The organism is Pseudomonas sp. UME65, assembly GCF_014170225.1.
GTDB lineage: Bacteria > Pseudomonadota > Gammaproteobacteria > Pseudomonadales > Pseudomonadaceae > Aquipseudomonas > Aquipseudomonas protegens.
Map to the genome: position 1 here is coordinate 454294 of NZ_LZZQ01000004.1, position 6884 is coordinate 461177.

Genomic DNA, 6884 nt, shown 5'->3' on the forward strand with positions numbered 1-6884 from the left:
GGGCCGGAACTGTCCGGGTTTCGGGTGACATACAGGCCCTGGGGCCGATGCTTAAATCCGCGGACGCCGGTGCCCGGGCCCATCACATGAGAAGGATCTTATGACGCATTTTTCCGCCGCAGCCGTGGGCGCTTTCGTCGCGCCAGTCACCCCAGCCAGCCACTGCCCGCCATGGGCCGGGCACCCCGCCCGGGGGCGCGCATGAACGCCGGTCCGGTACAGGCCCGGGGCCTGCCGCTGACCGCCGGGCAGCGCGATATCTGGCTCGACCAACTGAGCCGGGGCGACTCGCCGCTGTACAACATCGGCGGTTATGCCGTGCTCAAGGGGCCGTTCCGGCCCGAGCTGATGCAGCGCACCGTGGAGCTGCTGGTGGACAAGCACGACGTGCTGCGCACGGTGCTGTCCCTGGAGGGCAGCGTCGACGGCCTGCCCTTGCAGCACTTCGACCGGCAGTGGCCGGTGGAGCTGGTGTTCCATGACCTGTCCGCGGCGGCCGATCCGCTGGCAGCGGCCCAGGCGCAGATCCGCCGGCAGATGCAGCAGGCGTTCAAGCTCGACGGCGAACGGCTGTGCCGCTTCTCGCTGTTCCGGGTGGGCCCCGAGCATCACCTGATGGAAGTCGAGGCCCATCACCTGATCCTCGACGGCTGGGGGTTCGCCCAGCTGTCCCAGTCCCTGGGCGGGCTCTACAGCGCCCTGGCCAGCGGCGAGGAGCCCCAGGCCACGGCGCCGTCCTTTGTCGACTTCATCGAGGACGACGCCCGCTACCACCAGTCCAGCCGCTATGCCCGGGACCGCGACTACTGGCTGGACAAGTACCAGAGCCTGCCGGAGCCGGTGCTGCGCCCGCGCTACCGGCCCGCCGCCGACGCCGCGACCTCGGGGGCGACCCTGGTCCAGGCGTTCCCCGCGGCCTTGCACGAACGTATGAAGGCCCTGGGCAAGAGCACCGGGGCCTCGGCCTTTCATGTGCTGCTGGCGGCGCTGCATGTGTACTTCACCCGCACCCTGCAACGGGACGAATGGGTCCTGGGCATGCCGGTGCTGAACCGCCCCAATGCGGCCTTCAAGGTGACCCTGGGTTCCTTCACCCAGGTCAGCGCGGTGCGCATGGACTTCGGCCGCGAACTGAGCTTCGAGGCCCTGGTGGGGGCGGTGCGCGATGTACTGAAACAGGACTTCCGCCACCAGCGCTTTCCCCTGAGCGAACTCAACCGCGCCCTCGGCCTGCTGCGCGAAGACCGCGCGCAGCTGTTCGAGCTGTCGCTGTCCTACGAACTGGAAGACCTGGACTACCGCTACGGCGAGGCGGCGGCCTCGTCGGTGAAAGTCTCCAACCGCCACGAGCCCACGCCCCTGGCCATCCACCTGCGCAGCAACAGCTTCGATGACAGCGCCTGGATGCACTACGTCTACGACTCGGCGTATTTCCAGCCCGAGGAAATCGAGGCCCTGGCCGCGCGCCTGCTGCATGTGCTGGAGCAGGGGCTGGACAATGTGCAACTGCCGGTGGCCCGCTTCTCCCTGCTGCCTGCCGCTGAGCTGCGCCGCTTGCAGGCCTGGAACGCCAACGAACAGCCAGCCGCCGCCGAACAGCGGATTCACGCCCGGGTCGCGGCCTGGGCCCGGCGCACGCCCCAGGCCATTGCCCTGGTCGCCCAGGGCCAGGCCCTCAGCTATGAACAGCTCGACCGCCGGGCCAACGCCCTGGCCCTGCACCTGCGCGAGCTGGGAGTGGGGCCGGATGCGCGGGTGGCCATTGTCGCCCGGCGCAGCCCGGAAACCCTGGTGGGGCTGCTGGCGATTCTCAAGGCCGGCGCGGGCTATGTGCCCCTGGACCCGGCCCATCCGGCTGAGCGCCTGGCCTTCCTGCTGCACGACAGCGCACCGCGGGCGGTGTTGACCCAGGGCGCCCTGCGCCAGTGCCTGCCGACGCTGAACGTGCCGCTGATCGACCTCGACAACGGCCAGTGGCTGGATGGCCCGGGCGAGATTGCCGAGACCGCCGGGCTGACCGCCGAGCACCTGGCCTACGTGATCTACACCTCCGGCTCCACCGGCCAGCCCAAGGGCGTGATGGTGGAGCACCAGAGCCTGTCGAACCTGGTGGACTGGCATGGCCGGGCTTTCGACCTCCAGGCTGGCAGCCACACCTCATGCCTTGCCGGTTTCGGCTTCGATGCCATGGCCTGGGAAGTCTGGCCGGCCCTGTGCGCCGGGGCGACCCTGCACCTGGCGCCGGTCAGCGACGGCCCCGAGGAGCTGGACCGCCTGCTGGCCTGGTGGCGCGCCCAGCCGCTGGAGGTGAGCTTTCTGCCGACCCCGGTGGCCGAGTACGCCCTCAGCCAGCAACTGGGCCACCCGACCCTGCGCACCTTGCTGATCGGCGGCGACCGCCTGCGCCAGTTGCCTGCTGACCCCGGGTTTGCCGTGATCAACAACTACGGCCCCACCGAGGCCACGGTGGTCGCCACTTCCGGTGCCATCGAGGCCGGGCAGGCCCTGCATATCGGCCGGCCCATCGCCAATACCCGGATCTACCTGCTGGATGAACAGCAGCAACTGCTACCCATCGGCGTGCCCGGCGAGCTCTATGTGGGCGGTGGCGGGGTGGCCCGGGGTTACCTCAACCGCGATGGGATGAATGCCGGACGCTTCCTTGCGGACCCCTTCAGCGACCGCCCCGGCGCGCGCATGTACCGCAGCGGCGACCTGGCTCGCTGGCGGGAGGACGGCAGCCTGGAATACCTGGGGCGCAACGACGATCAGGTGAAGATCCGCGGCCTGCGCATCGAGCTGGGGGAAATCGAGACCCGCCTGGGGGATCACCCGGCAGTGCGCGAGGCGCTGGTCCAGGCCCGGGACGGCCAGTTGCTGGCCTGGTTCATTCCGCGCCAGGCGGTCACGGCCCTGCAACTGCGGGAATTTCTGCGCCAGCAGTTGCCGGAGTACATGTTGCCCATGGCCTACGTACCGCTCGACGCCTGGCCGCTGACCGGCAACGGCAAGCTGGACCGCCGGGCGCTGCCGGCGCCGGGGCCCGAGGACCTGATCAGCCGCGCCTACGAGGCGCCCCAGGGCCCGCTGGAAATCACCCTGGCCGGGCTCTGGAGCGAGCTGCTGCAGGTGGAGCAGGTGGGCCGCCACGATCACTTCTTCGAACTGGGCGGGCATTCGCTGCTGGCCCTGCAACTGATCCAGCGCATGGCCCAGGCCGGCCTGCAGGCCGATGTGCGGGTGCTGTTCGGCCAGCCGACCCTGGCCAGTCTCGCTGCGGCGGTGAGCACCGGGCAGGTCGTCGAGGTCCCGGCCAACCGCATTCCGCCCGACTGCCAGCGCATCACCCCGGCGATGCTGCCCTTGGTGGAGCTGGACCAGGACAGCATCGACCGGGTGGTGGCCTGCATCCCCGGCGGCGCTGCCAATGTGCAGGACATCTACCCCCTGGCGCCGTTGCAGGAGGGCCTGCTCTATCACCACATGACCGCCGCCCGCGATCCCTACCAGCAGCACGCGCTGTTCGCCTTTGCCCGGCGCGAGGACCTGGACGCCTTCGCCCTGGCGCTGCAGGCAGTGATCGAGCGCCACGACATCCTGCGCACCAGCCTGGTCTGGGACGTGCTGGAGCAGCCGCTGCAGGTGGTCTGGCGCCAGGCCCGGCTGACGGTTCAAGAATGGCAGGCCGGGCCCGGCGGCCATGTAGCGGAGCGACTGCGCGAGCACTTCGACCCGCAGCACAACCCGCTGGATATCCGCCAGGCGCCGATGCTGGCCCTGGCCTGGGCCGAGGACCGGGCCAATGGGCGCTGGATCGGCCTGCTGCGCTTCCATCACCTGGTCAACGACGCCACCAGTACCGCGGTGCTGCTGGCGGAAATCGCCGCCCATGTGCAAGGCCGGCAAGCCAGCCTGGCGCCGGCCTATGCCTACCGTGACTACGTGGCTCGCACGCGCCAGGGGCAGGCCGCCCACAAGGCGTTCTTCGAGGCCGGCCTGGGCACGGTGGACGAGCCGACCCTGGCCTTCGAACTGCAGGAACGGCCCGGGGAACATCTGGACCTGCAACACGCCAGCGGCCTGCTGGAAGCCGAGCTTGGCCAGCGCCTGCGAACCCAGGTGCGCCAGCTCGGGGTCAGCGCCGCCAGCCTGTTTCACCTGGCCTGGGCCCTGGTACTGGGGCGTACCAGCGGCCGTGAGGACGTGCTCTTCGGCAGTGTATTGCTGGGCCGCCTGCAAGCCGGGGCGGGGGCCGACCGGGCCCTGGGCATGTTCATCAACACCTTGCCACTGCGCCTGGAGCTGGCGGGGCTGACGGTGGCCGAGGGGCTGGGCCAGGCCCAGCAGCGCCTCAGTGCCTTGCTTGCCCACGAGCAGGCGCCGCTGTCCCTGGCCCAGCGCTGCAGCGCGGTGGCGGCGCCGACTCCGCTGTTCAATGCCTTGCTCAACTATCGCCACAACCTCGGCGGCGACCTGTTGCAGGGTTTGCCTGGGGTCGAGTTGCTGAGCAGCGAAGAGGTGCTCAGCTACCCGCTGATGCTGGCGGTGGACGACCTGGAACCGGGGTTCCGCCTGGGCTGCCGGGCCCCGCGGCGGATCGGCGCGCAACGCCTGCTGGGCTACCTGAGCACCGCTCTCGAAGCGCTGGTGCTGGCCCTGGAACAGGCGCCGCAGACGCCGTTGCACAGCCTGTCGATCCTGCCGCCGGTGGAGTCGCGCTACCTGCTGCAAACGCTCAATGCCACCCGTTCGCAATACCCGCGGGAGCTGACCCTGCATGCCCTGTTCGAGGCCCAGGTGCGGCGCACGCCCGAGGCCATTGCACTGCAGGCCGGCGCGCGGCAACTGAGCTACCGGCAGCTCAACCAGCGCGCCAACCAGCTGGCCCATTACCTGCGCGAGCAGGGGGTGGGGCCGGATGTGCGAGTCGGGCTCTGCGTGCAGCGCAGCCCGGAACTGCTGATCGGCCTGTTGGGCATCCTCAAGGCCGGCGGTGCCTATGTGCCCCTGGACCCGGACTACCCGCTGGAGCGCCTGCGCTACCTGGTGCAGGACAGCCAGCCACTGGCGGTGCTGGTGCACCAGCCGACCCGCGAGCTGCTGGGCCCGCTGCCCCTGTCGCTGATCGACTTCGACCGCAGTACCTGGGAGCAGGCGCCGCAGCATGATCCCGTGGTGGCAGGGCTGACGGTTTCGCACCTGGCCTACGTGATCTACACCTCGGGTTCCACCGGTACACCCAAGGGGGTGATGGTGGAGCACCGCGGCCTGGGCAACCTGATGCACTGGAGTTCGCAGCTGTGTGGCGAGCGGGCCCGGGGCACCCTGCTGCAAAAGGCGCCGTTCAGTTTCGACGGCTCGGTCTGGGAGCTGTTCTGGCCCCTGGTCACGGGCATGCGCCTGTTGCTGGCGCGGCCCGACGGCCAGCGCGATCCGCTGTATCTGGCGCAATTGGTGCGCGAGGAGCAGGTGAGCATGATCAAGTTCGTGCCGGCCATGCTCCTGCAATTTCTGCAGCTGGAAGAGGCCGGCCAGTGCCACAGCCTGACCGATGTGTTCTGCGGCGGCGGCGAGCTGACCGAAGCGATTGCCCGGCTGTTCCGCCAGCGCCTGCCCGGGGCCCGTTTGCACAACGTCTACGGCCCCACCGAGGCCACCGTGGACAGCAGCGCCTGGACCCTGGAGCCCGGGGCGGCGGTGCCGCCGGTACAACTGCCGATCGGCAAGGCCATCACCAACACCCGGCTGTATGTGCTGGATGCCCATGACCAGCCGGTGCCCCAGGGCGTCAGCGGCCAGCTGCACATTGGCGGGGTCGGGGTTGCCCGGGGTTACCTGGGCTTGCCGCAGTTGCAGGCCGAGCGCTTTATCGACAGCCCCTTCGTCGCCGGCGACCGGCTGTACCGCAGCGGTGACCGGGTGCGCTACAACGCTGACGGCGACCTGGAGTTCCTCGGGCGCAACGACTTCCAGGTCAAGCTGCGGGGGCTGCGCCTGGAGCTGGGGGAAATCGAGGCGCGGCTGGCCAGCCACCCGGCCCTGCGCGAGGTGGCGGTGCTGATGCGTGGCGAGCGCCTGGTAGCCTATTTCAGCCTGCACCCCGGGGTGGCGGCGCCGGGGATCGAGGCGCTGCGGGCCCATGTCCTGGAGCGTCTGCCGGAGTACATGGTGCCGGCAGCCTATGTGCAACTGGCGGCGCTGCCCCTGAGCGCCAACGGCAAGCTGGCGCGCGATGCACTGCCGGAGCCGGGCCTGGAAGCGGTGCTGAGCCGCGATTTCGAGCCGCCCCAGGGGCCGCTTGAAACCACCCTGGCGCGGCTCTGGGCCGAGGTGCTGCAAGTGGAGCGGGTAGGGCGCCACGACCACTTCTTCGAACTGGGCGGGCATTCCCTGCTGGCGGTCAGCCTGGTGGCGCGGATGCGCCAGGAAGGCCTGCACGCCGATGCCCGCCTGTTGTTCAGCCAGCCGACCCTGGCGGCGCTGGCGGCCCATACCCTGGGCCAGTTGCAGCGCCTGGAAATCCCCGCCACCACCATCCCCCAGCTCAAGCGCCAGCGGCGTCTCTGAGGCCGCTGCAAGTGCTTTTCCCCGCGCCGGCCCCAGGGCCGGCGCGGGCCGTGGTACCTCAGCGGGACAGGCCCCGCGCCATGTCCCGGCTTCCCATGTCAGCCCCGCTGCGGCGGATGTTTTAGCGTCTGCGAGCTGCCAGCAAGCCTGGCGGGCTCACTGTCCCTGGTGCTTTTTGCGCAACGGCGCGACAGCCCCGCGCGGTGCCTGGCAGCGGCGCTTGTCGCCCGTCCGGGCAGCGGGGCGCCGGTGAAAGGTTGCATCTGAAACAAGGACGTTCTCTTCAACCGTTTCCGAATTCTCAGGCAGGTTACAAG

At 69.8% G+C, this 6884-nt stretch carries 1 protein-coding gene; it reads left to right on the top strand.

Annotation, left to right across the window (positions count from 1 at the left end; genetic code table 11):
* Positions 1-201 precede the first annotated feature (201 nt).
* Positions 202-6567 (top strand): orfamide A non-ribosomal peptide synthetase OfaA, encoded by a 6366-nt coding sequence (gene ofaA / locus A9971_RS03275; protein WP_183000908.1) that lies wholly within the window; start codon positions 202-204, stop codon positions 6565-6567.
* Positions 6568-6884: the final 317 nt, after the last annotated feature.